General features: G+C 69.2%; 20 protein-coding genes. 11 read left to right on the plus strand and 9 right to left on the minus strand.

The window, feature by feature from the left end:
• Nucleotides 1-208: 208 nt before the first annotated feature.
• Nucleotides 209-916: a hypothetical protein gene (locus tag C463_RS05920; protein ID WP_049905606.1), complete on the plus strand. Its 708-nt coding sequence runs from the start codon at nt 209-211 to the stop codon at nt 914-916.
• A 20-nt stretch (nt 917-936) separates the two neighbouring features.
• On the opposite strand, the gene C463_RS05925 is transcribed toward C463_RS05920, so the two are convergent.
• Nucleotides 937-1,914, minus strand: coding sequence for an HFX_2341 family transcriptional regulator (locus C463_RS05925; RefSeq protein WP_008441976.1), 978 nt, complete (start codon nt 1,912-1,914; stop codon nt 937-939).
• A gap of 453 nt (nt 1,915-2,367) precedes the next feature.
• Here C463_RS05925 and C463_RS05930 point away from each other — a divergent pair, with 453 nt between their 5' ends.
• Nucleotides 2,368-5,892 (plus strand): pentapeptide repeat-containing protein, encoded by a 3,525-nt coding sequence (locus C463_RS05930; protein WP_008441978.1) that lies wholly within the window; start codon nt 2,368-2,370, stop codon nt 5,890-5,892.
• 173 nt (nt 5,893-6,065) lie between these two features.
• Complete coding sequence (locus C463_RS05935; RefSeq protein ID WP_008441980.1) at nt 6,066-7,373, plus strand: acetamidase/formamidase family protein; 1,308 nt, start codon at nt 6,066-6,068, stop codon at nt 7,371-7,373.
• Between the two features lie 423 nt (nt 7,374-7,796).
• Here C463_RS05935 and C463_RS05940 read toward each other — a convergent pair whose 3' ends face one another.
• The gene (locus C463_RS05940) at nt 7,797-8,783 is read right to left on the minus strand and encodes a M48 family metallopeptidase (protein WP_008441981.1); all 987 of its coding nucleotides are present in this window, start codon (nt 8,781-8,783) and stop codon (nt 7,797-7,799) included.
• A gap of 132 nt (nt 8,784-8,915) precedes the next feature.
• On the opposite strand from C463_RS05940, the gene C463_RS05945 reads away from it, so the two are divergent.
• Nucleotides 8,916-9,995 carry an aminopeptidase gene (locus tag C463_RS05945; RefSeq protein WP_008441983.1) on the plus strand — a complete coding sequence of 360 codons (1,080 nt, stop codon included), beginning with the start codon at nt 8,916-8,918 and terminating at the stop codon, nt 9,993-9,995.
• Between the two features lie 48 nt (nt 9,996-10,043).
• On the opposite strand, the gene C463_RS05950 is transcribed toward C463_RS05945, so the two are convergent.
• Complete coding sequence (locus C463_RS05950) at nt 10,044-10,439, minus strand: hypothetical protein (protein WP_008441985.1); 396 nt, start codon at nt 10,437-10,439, stop codon at nt 10,044-10,046.
• Between the two features lie 111 nt (nt 10,440-10,550).
• Here C463_RS05950 and C463_RS05955 point away from each other — a divergent pair, with 111 nt between their 5' ends.
• The gene (locus C463_RS05955; RefSeq protein WP_008441987.1) at nt 10,551-10,835 is read left to right on the plus strand and encodes an amphi-Trp domain-containing protein; all 285 of its coding nucleotides are present in this window, start codon (nt 10,551-10,553) and stop codon (nt 10,833-10,835) included.
• Between the two features lie 58 nt (nt 10,836-10,893).
• Here C463_RS05955 and C463_RS05960 read toward each other — a convergent pair whose 3' ends face one another.
• On the minus strand, nt 10,894-11,451 hold the full coding sequence (locus C463_RS05960) for a response regulator (protein WP_008441990.1): 558 nt from the start codon (nt 11,449-11,451) through the stop codon (nt 10,894-10,896).
• A gap of 261 nt (nt 11,452-11,712) precedes the next feature.
• On the opposite strand from C463_RS05960, the gene pan2 reads away from it, so the two are divergent.
• The 3 genes from pan2 (at nt 11,713) to C463_RS05975 (ending at nt 14,418) form a co-directional block, all read left to right on the plus strand.
• Nucleotides 11,713-12,936: a proteasome-activating nucleotidase Pan2 gene (gene pan2, locus C463_RS05965; RefSeq protein WP_008441992.1), complete on the plus strand. Its 1,224-nt coding sequence runs from the start codon at nt 11,713-11,715 to the stop codon at nt 12,934-12,936.
• A 461-nt stretch (nt 12,937-13,397) separates the two neighbouring features.
• On the plus strand, nt 13,398-13,943 hold the full coding sequence (locus tag C463_RS05970) for a pyruvoyl-dependent arginine decarboxylase (protein ID WP_008441997.1): 546 nt from the start codon (nt 13,398-13,400) through the stop codon (nt 13,941-13,943).
• 97 nt (nt 13,944-14,040) lie between these two features.
• Nucleotides 14,041-14,418, plus strand: a complete 378-nt coding sequence (locus C463_RS05975) for a DUF5811 family protein (RefSeq protein WP_008441998.1) — start codon at nt 14,041-14,043, stop codon at nt 14,416-14,418.
• 49 nt (nt 14,419-14,467) lie between these two features.
• Here the strand turns inward: C463_RS05975 and C463_RS05980 are convergent, their stop codons facing one another.
• From C463_RS05980 to C463_RS05995, 4 genes are all read right to left on the minus strand, one after another.
• Nucleotides 14,468-15,424: a succinylglutamate desuccinylase/aspartoacylase domain-containing protein gene (locus C463_RS05980; RefSeq protein WP_008441999.1), complete on the minus strand. Its 957-nt coding sequence runs from the start codon at nt 15,422-15,424 to the stop codon at nt 14,468-14,470.
• Nucleotides 15,425-15,477: 53 nt separating this feature from the next.
• Nucleotides 15,478-17,043 carry a lipopolysaccharide biosynthesis protein gene (locus C463_RS05985; RefSeq protein WP_008442000.1) on the minus strand — a complete coding sequence of 522 codons (1,566 nt, stop codon included), beginning with the start codon at nt 17,041-17,043 and terminating at the stop codon, nt 15,478-15,480.
• Between the two features lie 91 nt (nt 17,044-17,134).
• Nucleotides 17,135-18,121, minus strand: coding sequence for an aldo/keto reductase (locus C463_RS05990; RefSeq protein ID WP_008442001.1), 987 nt, complete (start codon nt 18,119-18,121; stop codon nt 17,135-17,137).
• A gap of 61 nt (nt 18,122-18,182) precedes the next feature.
• Nucleotides 18,183-19,283, minus strand: coding sequence for a pyridoxal-phosphate-dependent aminotransferase family protein (locus C463_RS05995; RefSeq protein ID WP_008442002.1), 1,101 nt, complete (start codon nt 19,281-19,283; stop codon nt 18,183-18,185).
• A gap of 141 nt (nt 19,284-19,424) precedes the next feature.
• Between C463_RS05995 and C463_RS06000 the strand changes: the two genes are divergently transcribed.
• From C463_RS06000 to C463_RS06010, 3 genes are all read left to right on the plus strand, one after another.
• The gene (locus C463_RS06000) at nt 19,425-20,021 is read left to right on the plus strand and encodes a metal-dependent hydrolase (protein WP_193365860.1); all 597 of its coding nucleotides are present in this window, start codon (nt 19,425-19,427) and stop codon (nt 20,019-20,021) included.
• A 102-nt stretch (nt 20,022-20,123) separates the two neighbouring features.
• Complete coding sequence (gene thyA / locus C463_RS06005; protein ID WP_008442004.1) at nt 20,124-21,152, plus strand: thymidylate synthase; 1,029 nt, start codon at nt 20,124-20,126, stop codon at nt 21,150-21,152.
• Nucleotides 21,152-21,685 (plus strand): dihydrofolate reductase, encoded by a 534-nt coding sequence (locus C463_RS06010; protein WP_008442005.1) that lies wholly within the window; start codon nt 21,152-21,154, stop codon nt 21,683-21,685. The genes thyA and C463_RS06010 overlap by 1 nt, the downstream gene beginning before the upstream one ends.
• Nucleotides 21,686-21,692: 7 nt before the next feature.
• Here C463_RS06010 and C463_RS06015 read toward each other — a convergent pair whose 3' ends face one another.
• Nucleotides 21,693-22,109, minus strand: coding sequence for a thiol-disulfide oxidoreductase DCC family protein (locus C463_RS06015; RefSeq protein ID WP_008442006.1), 417 nt, complete (start codon nt 22,107-22,109; stop codon nt 21,693-21,695).
• Nucleotides 22,110-22,167: the final 58 nt, after the last annotated feature.

The following is a 22,167-nucleotide window of genomic DNA, read 5'->3' on the forward strand; positions in this document are numbered from 1 at the left end:
TGCTGTGCGGGGCGGGACTCAAAGGGGCAGCCGCGAGGGCGAAGTCTGACGACGCAAGCACCGCAGGGAGCGTAGCGACCGAGGCGCGCAGCGAGTCACGCGAGCCGTCGCGGCTGGGGCCTTGGAAGCATTGCCTACCGAGAGGGCCTGATATAGTCAAACCTCATTGAGCCTCGATTTCAATAGGATAGCTCTGGAGAAAATCAACATGGAACAAGAAACCTTGGAGCAGATAAAACAGTACCAGCAAGAGGTTGTGAAACACCATCGAGCAGCGACGTACGAGATATGGGCATACTACCATGAGCCGGACGCATCCAAATACGAGAGTCCGCCTCATGATCAACAGTTCAAACAGGCCGCAGCGTACATCGACATGGCTCTCACGAAGGTGGGTGCGCCGGGAGACAAGTGGAAAGACCGCGACGTGTCCGTTGACTGGCTTTCACGACGAGATTGGTCTCGACAGATGGCTGCGGACTTATTCTATGGGGTTACATTAGAACTCATAGTATCGGCAGTTCATCTCAAACTGGATCCACGAGATTACGTTACGCATATGGCAAAGACAGAGGGAGACACGCCGTATATTGACAACTCAAGAGCTTGTTTGGTGGAGGACTTGGGACGTGACATCCCCTATTCACATCTGAAAGAGATTGAAGCCTCTATCGACTTAGCCAAAATGAAGCGCAATAACTTGGCACATTTCGGGCACCACTACCTCGGTGGTTCCAACTACTCAATGCTCTTCGTTACCGTTGCCGGATACCTCATAGACCGATACGCTGACACTACCGAGATTCCTGAACTCAAAACGATGGCAGAGTATCTCGATCAACTAGATCAAGAGAAAGCAGATGGTGAGATCTATCCTGAACTGTCAGTCGATTTTCGCCCGGTTACCTCCGACTAATCACTATATTTCTGGACGGCTCACGCCACATTCCGATCTTCGTCGGCGTGCGCGCGCACCCACAGTCGGCCGATCCGCGAGAGGCTCGTCCGGTAGGACTTCCCGTGTTCCTCGCGCTCGATGTACCCCTTGCCGCCGGGACCGAGCCGGTCCACGTTATAAATCACCTTCGAGCGGAACGAGTCCGTGTACTCCTCGTTGAGCTCCGCCGCGAGCGTCTCCGCCAGCTCCGAGACCGATTCGAACTCGCCGTGTTCGCCGAGGGTGAACAGCACCAGCTCCTCGAACGGCTTGACGTTCTGGAAGGAGGCCACGGGGAGTTCGATGACGTGGCTGTCGCCGATGCGCTTCGCGCCGATGGTGGTGCCGCGCTCGTCGAACTCCGCGAGCAGGTCGGTGGTGCTCGCCAGCCGGTCAGCCACGCGGTCGGGGTCGACGCCGGCCGACTCCAGCGCGTCGGCGTCGCTCTCGTCGTCGAGGTCGCGCAGGAGGTCCCGCGTCGCGCGTAGCTCCTCCGCCAACTCGGTCTCCAAGTACTTCTCGGGGGCCGTGTAGTAGGTGTGGATGCGGTCGCGGTCCGCCTGCCGCTCGACCATGATCGAGTGGGCCGCGGTCGCGAACGCGAACGAGACGGGACGGGGCATCGAACAGAGGTTCACCCACACCTCGCGCTCGGCCGCCGAGGCGCCCTCAGAATCGTCGGGCTCGTCGATTCCCTCATCTCGGTCCAGCTCCGCGTTGATCAGGTCGAAGGCGCGCTCGAAGGCGGCGTCGTAGTCGTACACGTCGTCCAGCGGCTCGCGCACCGTCTCGGCGCCGAGCAGGTTCCGGAAGTCCTGCTCCAGCTTGCGCGCGATGTTGCGCGAGTACTCGACGTTGGCCTCGCTCCCGACCGTCCCCTCCAGCAGTATCACCCGGTCGACGTCGAACTGGTCCCGGATGAGCGGGGCGATCATCCGGTCGTAGTCGAACCCGACGGGCACGACGTGGGTCTGCATACGCGGGACGTAACGGTGCTGTTTATAAAAAGAACCAGTTCCCTTACTGTTCAACTGAGCGCCGATCTCAGCCGTGTCCTGTCTCTCGACGGCTTCAGCAATGACGGGTGCCCGGTGTAGTATCTCCGTGAAATTCCGATCTATAAGAGTTCTCGCGTCCAAACTCGTTGTGAGGGATCAGATATTGAGATCATCTATTGATTCTGTTGTAAATCGTGTTTCCGCAGTTATCACATCGGTTCGGCTCATTTCGATACCGCTCGCCACAACGGTCGCATTCCCATCTTGCCCCGAGAATTTCACACAGAAGTGTGTCTGTGAGTCCCATTTGTCGGTTAGTGGTCTATCTATGCGGTATGTTTTTTGGGCGCCACCTTGGATGCCCGCCGGCAAACGTGCGGCCGAGTACCAAAATTAAAGTCACTGTCGTCACGATGACCTGTCAACATACCTATGGCGAGCCGGTGCACGTTCCGATTCGATCCCGAGGAGGCCGGCGCAGTAGCGGACGCCACCGCGGAAATAGCGGGTGAGTGGCACTGCCCGCACGACGCGCACCCGGCGGCCGACCGCTGCGTGTTCCACCTGTCGAGCGACGCCCGCGACGACCTCGGCGTCGACCCCGACGCGGTCGCCGAGCGCCTCAGAGACGTGGCGGGCGAACGGGGGAAGGCCGCGAAACGCCTGCTCGGCGCCCGCCTCGACGACGTCTCGATCCGCCACGAGATCGTCACCGCCGCCGACAAACATCCCCTCGACCTCCGGGGCGCGACCGTGACCGGCACCTTGGACCTGTCCGCGTCGGAGTTCGAGGGACGGATCGACCTCTCGGGCGCGGAGATCGGCGCGATCGAGTGGACGGAGTCCGAATTCGACGCCCCGGTCGACCTCTCCGGCGCCGTCGTCCGCGGCGAGACGACCCTCACCGGCGCCGTCTTCGAGGGCGACGTCGACCTCGCCGACGCGACGTTCGAGGGCCCCGTCGACGTCCGGGAGGGCCGGTTCAACGGCGACACGTCGCTGCGCGAGGCGCGGTTCCGCGACGCGGCGGCGTTCGACGGCGCCGAGTTCCGCGGCGACGCGAACCTCTTGGACGACGACGTCTGCTTCGAGGACGTCCGCTTCGACGCCCCCGTCTCGTTCACGAAGGCCGGCTTCCGGTACGCGGACTTCGTCGGCTGCGAGTTCCGCGACACGGCGACGTTCGACCGGGCGACGTTCGGCGGCGACGCCGAGTTCGCGGACGCGACGTTCGCGGCGACGGCGACGTTCGCGTCCACGACCTTCGAACGCGACGCCGCCTTCGAGCGGACGACGTTCGGCGACCGCGTCGACTTCGCGGAGGCGCGGCTCGACGGCGACACCGCGTTCGCGGGTGCGACGTTCGAGGCGCCCGCGACGTTCGCGGGCGCGGAGTTCCGCGGGCGGGACAACCTCGAAGACGACGACCTCTCGTTCGCGGGTGCGACGTTCGAGGCGCCCGCGACGTTCGCGGGTGCGATCCTCGGCTTCGCCGACTTCGCGCGGCTGACGGCGGAAGACGACCTCGTCTTCGACGAGACGCGCTTCACCGAGGACCTCGTCTTCGAGGACGCGACGCTGGCGTCGCTCTCCTGTGACGAGGCCCGGTTCAAGAGCGACGCGAGCTTCGAGGGCGTCGGGGTCGACGGGGACGCGACGTTCCGCGGCGCGGAGTTCGAGGGGGGAGACAACGTCGACGACGACGACCTCTCGTTCGCGGACGCGGTGTTCGGCGGCGACGTCGACTTCCTCAGCGCCGAGTTCGGGTACAGCGACTTCTCCGACGCCGCGTTCGGCGGGGAGGCCGTCTTCGACGAGTCTCGCTTCGACGACGACCTCGCGTTCTCCGACGCCACCTTCGACGACCGAGCGAGCTTCGACGAGTGCCGGTTCGACGACGACGCCGCCTTCGAGCGGGCGACCTTCGCCGGCGCGGCCAGCTTCCGCGGCGCGGAGTTCGACGGTGGCGACAACGTCCGCGACGACGACGTGACGTTCGCCGACGCCGCCTTCGCCGGCGAAGCCGACTTCTACCGCGCGGAGTTCGAGTACGCGAACTTCGAGGGCGCGGCGTTCGAGCGGACCGCGAACTTCGAGGCGACCCACTTCGCCGGCGAGGGGGACTTCCGCGACGGGGCGTTCCGCGGCGAGGCGACGTTCGCCGAGGCACGGTTCGACGACGACGCGACGTTCGAGGACGCGGCGTTCCGGGAGGCCGTCTCGTTCCTCGGCGTCGAGTTCGTCGGGGACTACCACGAGGACGACGACGCCGCGTTCTCGGGCGCCGTCTTCGACAGCGAGGCCGACTTCCGCGAGGTCGAGTTCGGTCAGGCCGGCTTCGACGACGCGCGCTTCCGGGGGCCGGTGTCGTTCCGGGAGTCGCTGTTCGGCCGCACCCGATTCGAGGACGCCGTCTGTGACGAGTCGGTCGACCTGTCGTTCACCCGGTTCACCGAGCCGGTCTCTTTCGACGGCATCGCGTTCGAGTCCGGCGTCACGGCCGACGAGGCGCGGTTCGAGAGCGACGCGAGCTTCGCCGAGTCGGCGTTCGAGGAGGGGGCGACGTTCCGCGGCGTCGAGTTCCAAGGCGGCGCCCACACGGTCACCGACGCGGACTTCGAGGCCGTGACGTTCGGAGACAGCGCCGACTTCAAGCTCGCCGAGTTCCGCGTCGCGGACTTCTCCGGCGCGGAGTTCGAGGGGACGGCGCTGTTCGAGCGCACCGTCTTCGAGGACGACAGCACCTTCCGGAACGCGGCGTTCGGCGCGTCGTCAATCTTCTCGCGCTCCCGGTTCCTCGAGGAGTCCGACTTCTCCAGCTGTCGTTTCGACGGCGAGGCGCACTTCGACGAGCTTCGATTCGAGAAGGACAGCACGTTCGCCGACGCCGAGTTCGAGGGCGACGCGACGTTCCGCTCGGCGGAGTTCGAGGGGAGCTCGAACATGCACAACGACGACGCCAGCTTCGAGGCGGCGACGTTCCGGGGCACGGCGGACTTCGACAAGGCGTCGTTCCTCTACGCGAACTTCACGCACACGACGTTCGCCCAAGACGCCGCGTTCACTGATGCGGAGTTCGAACACTCCGTCGTCTTCCGTCCGCGGCCCGCCGAGTCCGAGACGCTCGTCGACCTGAACGACGCCGTCGTACGCGGCGGCACGCTCGGGCAACCGGAGCAGGGCGACGCCTTCTACGACTGTACCCACGCGGAGGTCCGGGAGATCACGCTCGACGACGACCACTGTACGCACGGCCTGTTCAACCACTTCCGATTCTGTAACACCGACTTCCACGGCTTCGACTTCACCGCCCACAAGACGTACCTCGCGCGCAACAACTGGGAGATACACACCTTCGCCGCCACGGAGGCGGTCGACCGATCGGGGTCCGAGACGGAGTTCACGCCCGCCAGGCTGGAGAACACGTACCTGAAGGCGAAAAACTGCGCGAGCGACTTCGGCGACCGCAAGGCCGCGGCCGAGTTCTTCATCAAGGAGATGGCGTACCGACGGCGGAAGAACTGGCTCGCGGCCTTCACCCGCGAGGAGGCGGTGTCCCCGGTCAACCGCACGAAGGCGATCGGCAAGTGGGTCGGGAACAAGGTGCTCCACCAGACGTGCGGGTACGGCGAACGGCTCTGGCGGGTCGTGTACGTCTCCGCGGTGACGGTGTTCATCTGGGGCGTGTTGTACACCACGACGACGCAGGGCACGACCGGCAGCAGCGGGCTCACGACGCAGGGGATCGGCGGCCTCTCGAACCTCCTCTCGCCGGAGGGAGCGGTCGTCCTCGGGAAGAACATGTACTTCAGCATGGTGACGTTCACCACGCTCGGCTACGGGGACATCCAGCCGGTCGGGTCGACGGCGCGCGCGCTCGCCGGGCTCGAGGCGTTCCTCGGCGCGCTCCTCGTCGCGCTCGTCGTCTTCGTGCTGGGGCGCCGGGTCGCGTGGTGAGCGGCGCGGTTCCCGACCGCGGCCGCCCGCCCATGGGAGAGGCTAATCCACCTCTGGCCGAGAGACCCGCCCACCGCTGGCCGAGAGACCTGCCCACCTCCGGCCGAGAGGCTCGCCTGCGCCCTTCCGCGAGCAGTAGGATTATCTCGGCCAGCGCCGAACATTGACACGGTATGTCACAGCAAGGCGTTCAAGAGGAGCTGTACGTCGACCAGTACACGCTCGGTCTCGTCGGCCCGGAGCAAGAGTGGGCGGGCACGGTCGCGGACGGCGGGACGGTGAAGACGTACACGCCGCCGGGCTGTTGGGGGCCGATGGTGACGCCGTCGTTCCGCGGGGGTCACGAGGTGACCCGGCCGATCCGCGTCGAGGGCGCCGAGGTCGGCGACGCGGTCGCGATCCACATCCGCGACGTGGAGGTGACGAGCATGGCGACCAGCACGGGGTCGATGGCGGAGCGCGACGAGGCGTTCGGCGACGACCCCTTCGTCGACCACCGCTGCCCCGAGTGCGGCGCGACGTGGCCGGACTCCGTCGTCGAGGGGACCGGCGAGGACGCGATCCGCTGCGCCGAGTGCGGCGCCAACGCCTCCTCGTTCGGCTTCGAGTACGGGTACACCGTCGCGTTCGACCACGAGAACGCGGTCGGGATCACCCTCGATAAAGACGGAGCCCACGAGCTCGCGACCGACGCCGAGCGCGTGATGGACATCCCCGAGAACGCCCGGCAGCACCCGATCCTGCTGTACGAGCCGGACGAGATGCCCGGCACGCTCGGTCGCCTGCGGCCGTTCGTCGGGAACATCGGCACGACGCCGCCGGTCACCATGCCCGACTCGCACAACGCGGGCGACTTCGGGCAGAACCTGATCGGCGCCGACCACGACTACGGCGTCGAGACGGAGGCCGACCTCGACCTGCGCACCGACGGCCACATGGACGTCCCCGAGGTCCGGGCGGGCGCGACGCTGATCTGCCCGGTCGTCGTCGACGGCGGCGGGATCTACGTCGGCGACCTCCACGCGAACCAGGGCGACGGTGAGCTCTCCCTCCACACCACCGACGTGAGCGGGACCGTCACGATGGACGTGGAGGTGATCGAGGACGTCGACCTCGACGGCCCCGTTCTCCTCCCGAACGAGGCGGACCTCCCGTTCATCAGCGCGCCCTACAGCGACGAGGAGGTCGAAGCGGGCGACGACCTCGGCGAAGAACACGGCGTCGACGTCGACACCGACGCCGCCCCGATCCAGGTGATCGGCTCCGGCGCGACCGTCAACGACGCCACGCAGAACGCCTTCGACCGCGCCGGCACCCTGCTCGACATGAGCGAGGGCGAGGTCCGCGCCCGGTGTACGTTCACCGGTGGCGTCCAGATCGGGCGACTGCCGGGGGTCGTCCAGCTCGACATGCTCGTGCCGGCGGACGTGCTGGAGGAATCCGGCCTCGACGACGTGACGCGCGAGCAGTACGGGCTGTAAGTCTGAGCGTCCGTCGTCGCGGTTGCTTATTTATAATTCGCTGCCAGCGGTGTGGTTACGAACGCCTCCAAAGCCCCAGTCGCGAGAACTCGCGCGACTCGCCGCGCGCCTCACTCGGTCGCTACCGCTCCCTCGTTTCGGTGCTTGCGTCGTCGTGCTTCGTTCTCGCGACTGCCCCTTTGAGTCCCGCCCCGCACAGCAACCGCCGGAAGACGTTCCTGCTCGCTTCGCTGCGCGGGCTGCGACTTCCGTGCTCCCGCTCGCTCCCGTCGGTCGCTCGCGGGACCGCACCTCACGCCTCCCCAGCCTCGCGGCTCCCTAGGGTCGCCGCGTCCCTCGCGCGTGCTCCTCGCGGCCGCCTTCGGCGGCCACTCGGAGGCACGCGCCACCGCAATATCGTCCGAGTCTCGTGTCTCACGCCTCTCACCGCCGGGACCTCCCTCGCCCGACGGTCGCCTGCGACGGCCCCGCCGGAATCCGACGCGTCGGCCCTTGTGACTCGGCCGTCTCCCGCAGGCGCTCGACGCGCTCGTCGGTCGACGGGTGCGTCGACAGCCAGCGCTCGGCGGCCTCGTCGGTTCGCTTGTGTGTCGAGAACGGGGCGAACGGCCACGTCGGCTCCGTCGCGCGCTCGATCCGGCGGAGCGCCCGCGCGAGCGCCACCGGGTCGCCGGTCACCTCGGCCGCGCGGTCGTCGGCCGCGAACTCCCGCTTGCGCGACCGCGACCGCGAGACGAGCGTCGCGAGGACGAACCCCGCGAACAGGCCGCCCGCGAGCGCTTGGTGGAGCCGCGCGAAGGGGCCGGACCGGTCGCGCGGTCGCCCGCGGATCCACGCTGACGCGGCGGCGAGCCCCGAGAGCGCGAGCAGCGCCGGCAGCGTCGCGACCGTCGCGATCCCGACCAGCGAGCGCCCGATCCCGTCGGCCATCGCGATCGCGAACCCGTCGTTCCCCTCCAAGTGCGCCAGCTCGTGTGCGAGGATCGCCTCGACCTCTCGCGGGGAGAGCAGCCGGAACAGCGACCGGTCGATCACCAGCGCGCCGCCGTCGCCCCCGCCCCCGACCGCGAACGCGTTCGGCGCGCGGGCGTCAGTGATGTAGAGTTCGGGGCGCGCGACGTCCATCCGCGCCGTGAGCGCGTCGATCCGGCGGTGGAGGTCCGGCGCGCGCTTCCGGGGGACCCGGTCGCCCTCCAAGTTCGCGAGGACCTGCGCGGTGCCGAGCCGGTAGCTGAGGTACGCCGACCCGAGCGCGCCGGCGGCCACGAGCGCGAGGAGGACCGGGAGGTTCGGGCGGGCGGCCCAGACCGCGCGCAGCAGGTCGGCGACGAACAGCGCCGCGGCCAGGTAGGCGGCGAGCAGGGCGACGCCGACGACCGCCGCGGCCGCGCGGAACGCGAGCCGAGACATGCCCCGAGCTACGCGACGGCCGGGCAAACGCGTTGCGGCCGGAGGGGCCGCGGCCGTTCGCTCGCCCGGGGTCCCCCCGCCCGCTCCGCCGGAAGGAAAAGCGGTAATTCCCCGGCCCCGAAACCGGTCGGCATGGACGCACGCGTCCGCGAACACGCGGAGATCATCGCCGACCACGCCACCGGCATCGAGTCGGGCGACGACGTGGTCATCCAGATGCCCAAGGAGGCCGAGGACCTCGCCGTCGCGCTCCACGAGGTCTGCGGCGACCGCGGGGCGAACCCGATCTACCTCAACTACTCGAAGCGCGCCCAGCGCGCGTTCAAGCGCTCGTCGGAGGAGTTCACCGAGCCGAGCCACCGGCGCGCGCTGTACGAGGCGGCCGACGTCTTCGTCATCGCGCGCGGCGGCGCGAACGCCACGGAGGACGCGGACGTCGACCCCGAGACGAACGCCGCGTACAACCGCGCGATGGAGGAGGTCAAGCGGACCCGCCTCTCGAAGACGTGGTGTCTCACGCAGTACCCGACCGCGAGCCACGCCCAGCTCGCCGGGATGAGCACCGAGGCGTACGAGAACTTCGTCTGGGACGCCGTCTCGCTGGACTGGGACGAACAGCGCGAGTTCCAGTCGAACATGGTCGAGATCCTCGACGCGGCCGACGAGGTCCGGATCAAATCCGGCGAGGAGACCGACCTCACGCTGGACGTGTCCGGGAACTCCACGCTCAACGACCAGGGCGAGGCGAACCTCCCCGGCGGCGAGGTGTTCACCGCGCCGACGCGCGACGGGGTCGACGGCGAGGTCCACTTCGACCTCCCGCTGTACCGCTACGGCCGCGAGATCGACGGCGTCCGGCTCCGGTTCGAGGACGGCGAGGTCGTCTCCCACTCCGCCGAGCGCAACGAGGACCTGTTGACGGGGATCCTCGACACCGACGAGGGGTCCCGACACCTCGGCGAACTGGGGATCGGGATGAACCGACAGATCGACCGGTTCACCTACAACATGCTGTTCGACGAGAAGATGGGCGACACGGTCCACATGGCGGTCGGCTCCGCGTACCCGGAGACGGTCGGCGGGGAGAACGCGGTCAACGAGTCCGCCGAGCACGTCGACATGATCGTCGACATGAGCGAGGACTCCGTCATCGAGGTCGACGGCGAGGTCGTCCAGCGGAACGGCACCTTCGTCTTCGAGGACGGGTTCTGAGTCGGTCAACGGACTGAGTCGAACGGGTCGGGCGTCGCCGCGCGGGGCTCACTCCGATTCGGCCGCGTCGCGCTCGTCGCTCCGACGGGAGAACGCCGCGTACGCGACCACGAGGACGCCAAGCAGTCCGACCGTGCCGATCGCGGCGATCCCCGGGTAGTCGGCGAGCGGCGCGATCTCTCTCCGGGGGAGCGCGAAGACGTCGACGACGCCGGTGCCGATCGACAGCGCCAGCACGGCGATCCACATCGTCCCCACGGCGTAGCCGAGTTCGACGAGCCGGTCGGTGTGCGCCGCGTGCGCAACGACCGCGCCGCCGCCGAGGGTCGGGACCGCGACGAGCGGGCTCGTCGGGTCGGGGAGGAGGACGCTCCCGCCGAGCGCGATCGCCGTCCAGTAGACGGCGACGGCGGCGACCGTGCGGAGCGAGCCGGGGAGGGACACGGGGTGAGACTTCGGTCGGACGGCACAAAACGATCGGGGGCGGTCCCGCCACCGTCTCGCGCCGCGGATTCCGCGTCGGTATTTAAGTTCCGAGGCGGCGTACGTCCACGTATGCCCGAAGAAGTCCTCTTCGAGTCGGAGAGTCGCCGGAGCCGCGAGGAGATCGCCGCGTACCTGCGGACGGTCGCGGACTCGCTGGACGCCGGGAACGCGATCACGCTCACGCGCGGCGACGAGTCGACGACGCTGGAGCCGCCCGCCCGCCCGACCTTCGAGGTGAAAGCGGAACGTGAGGGGCCCGCCGAGGGACCGGGCGAACTGAGCGTCGAGTTCGAACTGGAGTGGGACGAAGACGGCGGCGAAGAGAGCGCGGACGGCGAGCTGGAGATAGAGTAGTCGACCGGCGGGAACCGGACGGCGGCTGCCGCGAGTCCAATACGGGGGAGTGCCCCCGCTACGACACTTCGCCCGGGACCTCGACGAACGCGTCCCGCGCGGAGAGGTGATCGAGCGTGTCGTCGACTTCGAGACGCACGGCCTCCATCCGCTCGAGGAGCTCCTCGTACTCGTCGGAGTTGGTCGTGCCGGCGGCCTCCAGCGCCGCCTTCTTCGAGGCGAGCGCGAAGAACTCCTGGCTCCGCTCGTCGAACGCGGCGCGGTGGAGCAGCACCTCGACGAGCGTGACCAAGTCCTCCTTGGTGACCGGCTTCGTCTTGTAGTCGTCGAACGGCATCTCGACGATGTCGATGTCAGGCTCGACTGCGGTCAGCATCGCCACGCGGGCGTCGTACCCGTCGCCGCGGATCGCGTTCAGCACCTCGTGGCCCGACATGTCCGGCATCCGGCGGTCCAAGAGGACGACGTCGACCGCGTCGTCCATCGCGTCGAGCGCCCCCTCGCCGCCGGTGGCGATCCGAACGTCGTAGACCGGGTCGAGGTACACCCGGTACAGCTCTGCGAGGTCCGACTCGTCGTCGACCGCGAGGACGGTCGCGTCCGGAGTTCCGTTCATCGGCGGTGCCTCCCCGTCCGAGTCTCGCGGTTTGCGAGCGCCGGACCGGCGCGTCTGCCCGCCGTTCGTGCGTCCATACGATCGCGTTCGTTCGCTCCGCGTTAAAACGTTGACACCCAGTTATCGATGCTGATATCGACGGGCGACGCGCGGTCGCCCGGGCTTCGCGGCCTCGTCGGTCGCGCGCTCGTCGCGCCGATCCAACGGTCTCTCCGTGACCCAAAGGCACATTTACGCCCGCATCTTATCCGGGAATAACAAATGTCTCACAGTCCGTCACTCCCCGACCGCCCGCGGTTGGAGCTCGACCCCGAGATGAGCGACGCGGAGCGGCTGGAGGCGATCCGTCAGCACTACCGGCGGATCCTCCAGGTGAACGAGGAACTGGAAGATCGGCTCGCCGACGCCGAGGGGCGCCGCGGCGATCTGAAAGACGACGTCGAGCAGCTGAAACGCGAGAACGAGGTGTTGAAGACCTCCTCGCTGTACATCGCGTCGGTCGAGGAGATCACCGACGACGGCGTCGTGATCAAACAGCACGGCAACAACCAAGAGGTGCTCACGCAGGCCGCCTCGCGGCTCGACGAGGACCTCCGCCCCGGCGACCGCGTCGCGATCAACGACTCCTTTGCGGTCCAGCAGGTGCTCGACGACGAGACCGACTCCCGGGCGCAGGCGATGGAGGTCACCGAGTCGCCCGACGTCGAGTACGCCGACATCGGCGGCATCGACGACCAGATCCGAGAGGTCCGCGAGGCCGTCGAGGACCCCCTCGAAAACCCCGAGCAGTTCGAGAAAGTCGGCGTCGAACCGCCGAGCGGCGTCCTCCTCCACGGCCCGCCGGGCACCGGGAAGACGATGCTCGCGAAGGCCGTCGCCAACGAGTCCGACGCGACGTTCATCAAGATGGCCGGCTCCGAACTGGTCCGGAAGTTCATTGGCGAGGGCGCGCGGCTCGTCCGCGACCTCTTCGAACTCGCCGCCGAGCGCGAGCCCGCCGTCATCTTTATCGACGAGATCGACGCCGTCGCGGCCAAGCGGACGGACTCGAAGACCTCGGGCGACGCCGAGGTCCAGCGGACGATGATGCAGCTGCTCTCCGAGATGGACGGCTTCGACGACCGCGGCGAGGTCCGGATCATGGCCGCGACCAACCGCTTCGACATGCTCGACGAGGCGATCCTCCGTCCCGGCCGCTTCGACCGCCTCATCGAGGTGCCCGAGCCCGGCCCCGAGGGCCGCGAGCGCATCCTGGAGATCCACACCGAGGAGATGAACGTCGCCGACGGCGTCGACCTCGGTTCCGTCGCCCACGGCCTCGATGGGTACAGCGGCGCGGACATCGCCTCGCTGGCGACCGAGGCCGGGATGTTCGCCATCCGCGACGGCCGCACCGAGGTCTCGCAAGCGGACTTCGAGCAGGCCCGCGACAAGCTTCAGGACGCCGACAAAGAGGACGAGCAGGTCATCAACTACCAGTACTGACGACGGGGAGTGGCTTTTGACGCGGGCATCGAGTCTGCGGGATTTTTGACGAACTCCTTATCAGTAGCCGCCTGTCGTTCGGCGGCGAACACCGCGAAAGCCCCAGCCGCTCGGCCGTCTGTCGTCTCTTATAAATCGCCGATCGACACGGACACCGCGAAAGCCCCAGCCGCGAGGCGGACAGACGCTCGCTGCGCTCGCTCCTGCGGTGCTTACATCGCCTCTGTCCGCCTCGCGGCTGCCTCTTTGAGTCCCGCCCCGCACAGCACCGCAGCCCCACGCCTCCCCAGCCTCGTCAGTCGCCTCCGCTTCGCTCCGGCGACTGACTCCCTCGCGCGTGCGACTCACGCCCTCCGGGCGTTCGTCGGCACGCGCCACCGCATATTTATATCCGGGTCGAGCGCCGCTGGCGACGGTCGGGTTCGTAACCCCTTACCCCTCGGGTCGCCGATTCGTCGTCAATGAACACCATCCACGTCGCCGGCGGCGTCGGGGTCGCCGACACGGCGATGGCCTCCTACGACGCCGCGCTCGCGGACGCGAACCTCCACAACTACAACCTCGTGGCGGTCTCCTCGGTCGTCCCCGCCGAGGCGACCGTCGAGGCGGTCTCCGAGGCGCCGGACCTCGGCCCCGCCGGCAACCGGCTCACCGTCGTCGAGGCCCGTCGCACGATCGGACCGGGCGACGAGGTCGACTTCCGCGAGGGCGGGCGCTCGGGCGCCGAGGGCGCCGAGTCGAAGCGCGCGCCTCGCCGGCGTCCCGACGCGGTCGCGGGACTCGGGTGGGCGACCGGCCCGGGTCCGGGCCTCTTCTACGAGGTGACGGGGGAAGATCCCGAGGGGGTCCGCGAGCGGATCGAGGCGGGGCTCGACGCCGGCGCCGACCTCCGCGACTGGGAACTCCCGGGCCGCGAGACGCGCGTGAAGACGGTCGCCGCCGCGCCGGACCGGTACGCGACCGCGGTCGTGATCGCCGCGTACGGGGAGTCCGAGCCGATCCTGTAGCGGGCTCGTGCGGACGGGTGGGGGCGACGCCGCGGAACCGCGGTCGCCGGCGCCGACGCCTTTTTGCCTCGGCTCCGCGTACGTGTCGTGTCTTCGAATGAACGGCAACAACCCGTACGCCGGGGCACCGGGTGTGACGGACGCGGGCTCGCCCGCGGCCGTCGACCTCTCTCCGGACCAGGAAAAACAGCTCCGGCGCGCGGTCGCCGGAATCGTATCGCGCACGGAATCGTATCTCCCCGACAGCTACGCCGTCGGCTCGGAGCTCTCCGTCGGCGCCGAGGGCCCGCAGGCGACCGTCGCGGTGAACCCTCCGGCCGGCCACCCCGTCTCGGCCGGCTTCACCCCCGACCCGGAGGACCTCGACGCCGGCATCGCCGAGTCCGACACCGACGAGGTCGCCCGCGGCCTCGCCGCCAGCGCGGCGGTCCAAGTGATGGACGCCGTCGGCGACATCACGCCGACCGCGAAGTGAGTTTCGCGACCGAGACGCAGTCAGTTCGACCGTTCGGACCGTTCCGTTCTCAGTCGCCGCCGTCCGCTCCAGAGCCGCGGCGCCCGTCTCCTCCGTCTCGCTCCTCTCCTTCGTCGCGTTCGTTTCCTTCTTCGTCCTCGTCGCGCGGGTAGACGCGTAGGTCTCCTTCGTCCGGCGGCTTCAGGACGCCGGTGACGCGCCCGTACATGCCGAAGATCTCGTCGTATCCGTGTTCGCTCGCGAGGATCGGGACCACGCCCGGCTCCTCGACGCGGTGGGTGTAGACGTCGTCCTCGGCGAACACCGCGCCCTCCGGGATCGCCTCGAAGTTCGCGAAGTGGACGTGCGGCTCACCGCTCCCCTTCGGCACCTCCTCGTTGCCTTTCACCACGACCGTCTCCGAGAACGTCGGCGGCTCGTCCGCGAGCGCGCCGTGAACGCGGAGGAACGCGAGGCAGGCCTCGTAGCCGAACTCGACCGCCTCTTCGCTCCCCTGTCGGCCCACCTCGATAGAGACGGTGTGCGGGATGGTGGAGTCGAGCGTCGTCGAGCGCAGTCCGCTCGCGTCGACGACGTGGTCGACCGGGAGCCCGGTGACGGTGCGGCGGACGGACGCCGTGAGGTCGCTGAAGATGGCGAACGGCGGCGGCGCGCTGTGTGAGGTGTGGAGCGCGAGGACCGCGTCGAACCCCTGTAACTCGGCGGCGAGCCGCGGCGCGAGCGCCCGTTCGTACTCGTCGCTGTCGGCGTCGCCCGGGAACGCCCGGTTCAGGTCCGCGTCCGTGTAGCGCGTCTCGGCTTCGATCGCCGGTTCGTTGGCGAGGATGAGCCGGACGAGCCCGCCGGGTTCCGCGTCGCCCCTCCCGCCTCCGTCGGGCGAGTCGAGGGGGGGCAGTTCCGCCGCGAGCCGCTCCACGATCCGCACGCCGGCGGGCTCGTCGCCGTGGATCCCGCCGACGATCGCGACGCGAGCCGACCCCGCCGACTCGCGGTCGATCGTTTGCATACCGTTGGTACGTCGCCGTCCGCTCATAAATCGTCGCGATCCGCAGGCGGGACTCAGCGCCGGAATCGCTTCCTGAGCGCGACCCGGTACCGCCGCGCCAGCCGCCGCGCGACGAACCGGTCGCGCGGGTCCACGCCGACGAGTCGGAGCGAGGCTGCGTACGCCCCGATCCCGACCGCGCTTCCCACGAGGACCGCCGGGAGACCGGTCAGGAGCTCTCGGACCGCGTACATCGCGGCGACGGCGACGACGCCCGCCGCGATCGGCGTGAGGAAGGTCCGGTCGAACGGCCACAGCCCTTCGAACCGACGGAGGAGGAGGACCTGAATCCCGTTCTGGACCGCGATCGCGAGCGACGTGCCGAGCGCGGCGCCGACGAGCCCGTACCGGACGACGAACGCGTAGGTCAGGCCGACGTTGAGGACCGCGAGCAGCCAGTCGAGCGCCATCCGCGCGTACTGGTGGTCGGTCATCATCAGGAGCCAGCCGGTCGCGCCGACGGCGCTCCCGACGAAGACGCCGCCGAGATAGACGACGAGGGGAAGGTAGCCGGCGACGTACGCCTCGCCGAACAGCGCGAGGATCTCGCGGCCGTACACCCCGATGACGGCGAGGATCGGGACGACCGCCGTGACGATCTGTCGCGTGACGGAGCCGTACACCGCGTTGAGCGTCGCCGTCCGGTCGTTCGCGTACAGCTCCGAGGCGACCGGCGGGAGGAGCTGGTTGAAGGATAGGAGCGGGATCCACGCGACCGCGATCACCACGAGGACGACGTTGTACACGCCCGCCGCGGTCGCCGTCAGCAGCGCGCCGACGAGGAGGACGTCGACGCGGTTCTGGAACACTTTCCCGAGACTGCTCATCGCGACCGGCGCCGCGTGGTCGTAGAAGCGCCGCGCCTCCGCGCGGGCCCCCCGGAGCGTCGGCCGAACGCCGGTGACGGACGCGGAGAGGGGGACGGCGGCCGCGGCGAGCAGTCCGGTCGCGGCGACGATCGCTCCGGCGACGCCGACGACGGAGTAGCCGAGCGCGAGCGCGCCGAGCGCGCCGACGAGCCTGACGCCCGGGCGCAACAGCTTGTTGAACAGGATCTCGCCGCGGGCCGACCCGACCGCGCGGAACAGCGCGGACGCGACCATCACGACGCCGAGGAGGCCGACGAGTCCGCCGAACGCGCGCATCGTTCCCGCGAACGCCGGCTCCGTCACGGTGCGTGCGTTAATCGCCGGCGCCGCGAGCCAGACGCCGGCCGCGAACGCGATCCCGAACCCGACCGTGGTTGCGTACGCGAGGCCGGCGACCGCGCCCTGCCGCTTCGGTTCCCCGGCGTACTCCGGGAGATACCGCTGGATTGCTGGGACGCTGCCGAACGTCACGAGCCGCGAGCACAGCTGCGCGATCCGCCACGCGAGCGCGTACACGCCGTAGGCGGTCGGGCCGAGCCCGCGGGCGAGGGCGAACTCGGTCGCCGCGATCAGCGCGCGCTGGCCGGCGACCCCGCCCGAGGTGAGCACCGCGCCGTGCGCGATCGTCTCCAGCGCCTCGCGCTCGTCGTCCGGGATCGCGTCGCGCCCGTCGTCCGGCTCCGCCGCCGCTCCTTCGCGTTCGCTCTCCACGGTCGTCTCTGCCGATCCGCTCGCGGTCGGCCGGAAAAAGGGACGCGTTTCGCGGTCGACCCGACCGGACCCGGGACCCCGCTGGCGCGACCTACCAGCGCTGGTGGACGTGTTTGCGCACGTGCGTGTCGTAGACCGCGCTCGCGGCCTCGCGCTCGGCGTCGGAGAGCGGGGGCGCCTCGCTCGCGGCCGCGTTCGCTCGCACGTGATCGAGCGTCGTTGAGCCCGGGATCACCGTCGAGACGGCGTCGTGATCGAGGATCCAGCGCAGCGCGAACTCCGGCAGCGGGCGGTCGTCCGGCAGGCGCTCGTCGAGCGCGTCGACCGCGTCGAGGCCGGCTTCGAACGGGACGCCCGCGAACGTCTCGCCCACGTCGAAGGCGTCGCCCTCGCGGTTGAAGTTCCGGTGGTCGTCCTCGGGGAAGTCCTCGTCGCGCGAGAGCGCGCCCGTCAGCAGTCCGGACGCGAGCGGGACCCGGCAGATCACGCCCACGTCGCGCGCGGCGGCCTCGTCGAGAAACCGCTCGGCCGGCCGCTGGCGGAACGGGTTGAAGATGATCTGGACCGTCTCGACGCCGGGGTACTCGATCGCCTTCAGCCCCTCCTCGACGCGCTCGACGCTGACGCCGTAGTTCGCGAGCCGGCCCTCGTCGGCGAGCGTTTCGAGCGTGTCGAACGTCTCCGGCCGGTAGTACACGTCCGTCGGCGGGCAGTGGAGCTGGACCAAGTCCAGCGTGTCCATCCCGAGGTTCTCCCGGGATCGGTCGACGAACCGCCGGAGGTTCGCCTCCGTGTACCCGTCGGGCTCGTGGGGGTCGAGCCGGCGACCGGCCTTCGTCGCGACGGTCACGTCGTCCGCGGCGATGTCGTCCGCGAGTGTCTCGCCGACGATCCGCTCGGAGCGGCCGTCGCCGTACACGTCCGCGGTGTCGAAGAAGTCGATCCCGGCGTCGCGGGCGGCCTCGACTGCCGCGACCGCCTCGTCCTCGCTGACCTCGCCCCAGTCGCCGCCGATCTGCCAGGCGCCGTAGCCGACCTCGCTGACCTCGCCGACCTCGCCGAGTTCGCGGTGGTTCATGTCTCGGGCCTTGTCCGAGCGAACGCAAGGGCGTTCCGGAGGCGGCGAGGCGGCGGCGAGGTTACAGCACGGCCGCCAGCGCGTCCATCGTCTCCTCCACGCGGTCGACCCGCGCGTTGTGGCCCATGTGGCCGACGCGGAGGATATCTCCCGCGTCCTCGCCCAGCCCCGTCGCGAGAGTCACGTCGTGTTCCTCGCGCAGCCGCTCCTGGAGCGCCGCCGCCCGCCCGGGGACCTCGAAGGCGGTCACCGTCGGCGAACTCCGCCCGGGGTCGGGCACCGGCTCCAGTCCCAACTCCGCGCCGCGCTCGCGACACCGGGCCGCGGCCGTCGCGTGTCGCTCGCGGACCGCGTCGAGCCCCTCGTCGAGCAGGAGCCCGAGGGCCTCGTCGAGCGCCACGACCTCCGTCGTCAGGTGCGTGTACGGGAACCCGTCGCTCACGTCGCGGAACGGCAGGAAGTTCGCGTACAGCGCGTGCGGGTCGCGCTCCTCCATCGCGGCCCACGCGCGCTCGCTCACCGCGGCGGTGGCGAGCCCTGGCGGGGCGCTGAAACACTTCTGTGACGCGCCGAGGCACACGTCGATCCGGTCGGTCGGCACCGAGACCCCGCCGAGCGAGGAGACGGCGTCGACGACCGTGAGAAGATCCGAGTCCGCGGCCTCAATTCGGTCGAGCGCGCTCCCGATATCGTTGAGCGTCCCCGTGGGGGTCTCGCAGTGGACCATCGTCGCGAGGTCGAAGTCGCCGTCGTCGGCCGCCAGCGCGTCGTCGAGCGCGTCGAGCGGCAGCGGCTCGTCGTGGTTCGCGGAGACCACGGTCGGGTCGCCGCCGGACGACTCCACGAAGTCGGCGAACCCCTCGCCGTAGAGCCCGTTGGCGAGACACAGCACCTCGGTTCCCGGCTCGACGAGCGACGCGACCGCGGCCTCCAGCCCGAGGATTCCCTCGCCGCCGAGGGCGACGACGTCGCGCGCGTCGTCTCCGGGAGCGCCAGCCGCTCCCGAACCGCCGGATTCGACCCCATACACCGCTGCCAGTCGCTCCGTGAGCCGGTCGTATATCTCCCGAAAACGTGGGTCGACGTCGGGGTTGATGAGCTCGCGGGACATCGCGTCGCGCACCGGTTCGGGGACCGCGGTCGGTCCCGGCGTCATGAGCATACGCCTCGGTTCGGCCGCCGCTATATAAACGAACCGCGAACGCGACCGTTGCGCCGCTTCAGGGGCCGTTCAGTGGGGGCAGACCGCGCTCGGCGGGGCGACACGCTCATACGTTTCTGTCGCCTGCGTTCCGGTACGATGATGCTTCCGACCCACGTGCTGGCGGGAATGCTGCTCGCGGCTCCGCTGGTGCGCGTCGCGCCGGAACTGGCCCCGGTCGGGTTCGCCGCCGGCTTCCTCGGCGGACTGGTTCCGGACCTCGACATGTACGTCGGTCACCGCAAGACGCTCCACTACCCGGTCTACTACGCCGCGCTCGCGGCTCCGGCGGTCCTCGCCGCGCTCGTGGCCCCCTCCCAGATCACCGTCGGGGTCGCGTTCCTCCTCCTCGGCGCGGCCCTCCACAGCGTCGCCGACATGTACGGCGGCGGGCTGGAGCTCCGCCCGTGGGAGGGGAACTCCGACCGCGCGGTGTACGACCACTACCGGGAGAACTGGGTCGCCCCGCGGCGCGGCGTCCGGTACGACGGCGCCGTCGAGGACCTCGCGCTCTCCGTGGGGCTGGGGGTCCCGCTGCTCCTCCTGGTCGACCCGCCGCTCCGGCAGATCGTGATCGGCACGCTGGCCGTCGCGGTCGTGTACACGGTCCTCCGGCGTCGCTTGGCGGAGATCGCAGCGGCCGTGATCCCGCTGCTCCCCTCGGTCGTCGACCCGTACCTGCCGGAACGGTACCGATGAGGCGTCGGCGGATCCGGGAACCAATGCGCTTACTTTCTGCGCCTCGTTTGACTCGGTAACAGTCCGCGCCGGCGACCGCTCGTCCCGGCGCGCGCACCCACAATGCAACAGTACCTCGACCTCGTCGACGACGCGCTCTCGACGGGCACGTACAAGCCGAACCGAACCGGCGTCGACACCATCGCGACGTTCAGCGGACAGTACACCGTCGACCTCGCGGAGGGGTTCCCCCTCCTGACCACGAAGAAGATGGACGGCTACCGGTGGAACTCGCTCATCCACGAGGTGCTGTGGTACCTCTCCGGCGAGGAGCACATCCGCAACCTCCGCGAGGAGACGAAGATCTGGGACGCGTGGGCCGACGAGGAGGGCAAGCTCGACACCGCGTACGGTCGGTTCTGGCGACGGTACCCGGTGCCCGAGTCGCCCGCGGAACTCCCCGGCGAGACGTGGCCCGACGACGCGGACCGCTGGGTCACCGTCGAGGAGGACGCCGACGGGACGCGGCGCCGCACGTTCGACCAGATACAGTACGTCCTCGACACGCTCGAAGAGAACCCGCACTCCCGCCGGATGGTCGTGAACGCGTGGCATCCCGCGAACGCCGCCGTCTCGACGCTGCCGCCCTGCCACTACACCTTCGTGGTGAACGTCCAGGACGGCCGGCTCAACCTCCACCTGACGCAGCGCTCGGGCGACATCGCGCTCGGCGTCCCGTTCAACATCGCGGCGTACGCGCTGCTCGCGAACGCGCTCGCCCAGCGGACCGGCTTCGAAGTCGGCGAGTTCGGGCACACCGTCGTCGACGCGCACGTCTACTGCGGTCGCGGCGACCGCGGAAAGTGGTACGCGAACAACCTCCGCTACGTTCAAGAGCGGCTCGCGAACGTCGAGAGCAAGGACGACTACCTCGACGTGAAGAGCTGGATCGAGCGTACCGCCCCCGACGAGCCGAACGGGCAGGAGGGGTACGACCACGTCCCCGGCCTCCTCGAACAGCTCTCGCGGACGCCCCGCGACCGCCCGCGGATCGAAATCGCCGACAAACCGCTCGACGAACTCACCTACGAGGACGTCGAAGTCGTCGACTACGACTCCGCGGACGGTATCTCGTTCGCGGTCGCGGAGTGATGGCGGGCGTGGATTCAGATCCGGTCCTCGTCCTCGTCGCCGCCGTCGCGGAGAACGGCGTGATCGGCGGCGATGACCGGATGCCGTGGCACTACCCCGCCGATCTGGCGCACTTCAAGCGACTGACGACAGGGCACCCGGTGATCGTCGGTCGGAAAACGTACGAGGGGATCGCCGACCGGATCGGCGGCCCGCTCCCCGACCGGACGAGCGTCGTGTTGACGACCCGCCAGATCGACGACGCCGACCTCCCGGACGGTGCGGTCGTCGCAGGCGGCGTCGAGGAGGCGCTCGACCGCGCCGCGGCGGACGCCGCCGAGCGCGGCGTCGACGCCGTCTACGTCATCGGGGGCGCGACGGTGTACGAGGCGTACGTGGAGCGCGCGGACCGGATGGTGATCACCGAGATCCCCGAACGCCCCGCGGGCGACACCCGGTTCCCGGAGTGGGACGCCGACGCGTGGACCGAACGGGAGCGGGAGACGGACGGCGACCTCGCGTTCGTCACCTACGAGCGGCGCGACGGAGACTGAGCGCGACTCACTCCAGAAATCGGGACTTCACGTCGCCGGACGGCATCATACACCGGTCCTTCTTGCCGAACCAGCGGTACCGGTTGCTGGCGACGAAGTCGTACACGCGGTCGCGGACCGCCGCGGGCACGTACCGGAACGGCGAGAGCAGCCGGTAGGCGCCGCCGAGCCCCGTCGCGATCCGGATGATCGCCGACGACTTCACGTAGCTCTCGCCGTCCTCGATCAGGACGATCGAGTCCAGATCCTCGGACGCGAGGTCGTGTTCGGCCAGTAGCTCCCGGCCGACGTCGGACTGGAGCGAGGCGAACCGGTACTTCCCCTCCGGGTCGCGGGGGAAGATGAACTGTACGAACCCGCTACAGAGGTTACAGACGCCGTCGAACAGGACGATCGCGGCGTCCTCCGGGATGTCCTCGTCCATTACCTGTCTCACCTACGCCGCCCTCGCAGTTCAGGATTCCGGTGGTGCCGCCCCGACT

This window comes from Halorubrum californiense DSM 19288 (genome assembly GCF_000336875.1).
GTDB lineage: Archaea > Halobacteriota > Halobacteria > Halobacteriales > Haloferacaceae > Halorubrum > Halorubrum californiense.